Consider the following 1,503-nt stretch of genomic DNA (forward strand, 5'->3'; position numbering starts at 1 on the left):
CGATCCATACCTTTCTTCGTGGGTTGATCCGGGTCATTCGTAGGATCGGGACACCCAGGAGTGCCGGGTGTGGCTGTCACCCGAGAGCCGATGATGTGGCTTCCACTGATTGGCCGCCCGGCGCTCCGCGACGGCTCGGCCGCTGATTGGGATGCGCGAACTGGATCGCTCGTATGGATACGTCGGCGAGGCCGTCTGCTGGGAGGTATGTACACGCACGACGAAGGAGGACCTCGTGCCCGAACTGTGGGCCGGAACAGATGCCGGTAAGGCCGAGCACCACTGCACGGTGATCGACGCCGACGGGGTGACGATGCTGTCGCGGCGCGTGCCGAACAGTGAGTCCGAACTTCTGGAACTGTTGGGTGACGTCCTGGAACTGGCCGACAGTGCCCCGGTCACCTGGGCGGTGGACCTCAACTCCGGCGGGGCCGCGCTGTGGATCGCGCTCCTGGTCGGCCACGGCCAGAAGCTGCTCTACATCCCTGGCCGTACTGTGCATCACGCCTCGGCCGCGTATCGCGGCAGCGGGAAAACGGACGCGAAGGACGCGTTCATCATCGCGGACACCGCCCGTATGCGCCACGACCTGCAACCCTTGCAGGAGACTAGCGAGATCGCCATTGACCTGCGAATCCTGACCGCTCGCCGCACGGACCTGTCGGCCGATCGCACCCGTGCGATCAACCGGCTCCGTGAGCAGATGCTGGAGTACTTCCCCGCCCTGGAGCGAGCCTTCGACTACAGCACTTCGAAGAGCGCGTTGGTCCTGCTGACCGGTTACCAGACCCCGGCCGCCCTGCGACGCGCCGGCCGGTCCCGGCTGGCCACCTGGCTGAACAACCACGGCGTCCGCACCGACCACGCCAGGAATGCCGCAGACACCGCGGTGACCGCCGCCGACACTCAACACGCGGCCGTCCGTGGGGAGAGGACCGCCGCGAAGATGGTCCACGCTCTGGCGCGGGATGTCATGGCCCTCGACCGGGAGATCGAGGAACTGGAAGCCCTGATCGTGGGCTGTTTCCGGAAGCATCCCGACGCCGCCGTGATCACCAGCATGCCCGGCATCGGATACCTGCTCGGCGCGGAGTTCATCGCCACGACCGGCGGCGACATGTCCGCCTTCGGCAGTCCAGACCGGCTCGCCGGCGTCGCCGGGCTGGCACCGGTCCCCCGAGACTCAGGCAAGATCAGCGGCAACCTTCGCAGACCCCGCCGCTACAACCGACGGCTCCTGCGAATGTTCTACCTCTCCGCCCAGGTGGCCGCCGTGTGCTGTCCTGAGTCCAAGCGGTACTACCAGCGAAAACGCGCTGAGGGGAAGTCCCACAAGCAAGCCGTCCTCGCGCTTGCCCGGCGCCGTCTCAACGTCCTATGGGCCCTCATACGAGACCACAGGTACTTCGAGACCGCCGCTGCCCGCGCCGGTGCCGCAGCGACATGACGCCTTCACCGCATGTCACCACAGCCACTTGACAACCTGATTGGGAATCAGTGGCC

1 protein-coding gene is annotated in these 1,503 nt (G+C 66.5%); it reads left to right on the forward strand.

Annotated elements, in window-relative coordinates; genetic code table 11:
* Positions 1–235: 235 nt before the first annotated feature.
* Complete coding sequence (locus tag ABZX85_RS50465; protein ID WP_355885181.1) at positions 236–1,447, forward strand: IS110 family transposase; 1,212 nt, start codon at positions 236–238, stop codon at positions 1,445–1,447.
* Positions 1,448–1,503: the final 56 nt, after the last annotated feature.

Source organism: Streptomyces sp. NPDC004539 (assembly GCF_040610055.1).
Lineage (GTDB): Bacteria > Actinomycetota > Actinomycetes > Streptomycetales > Streptomycetaceae > Streptomyces.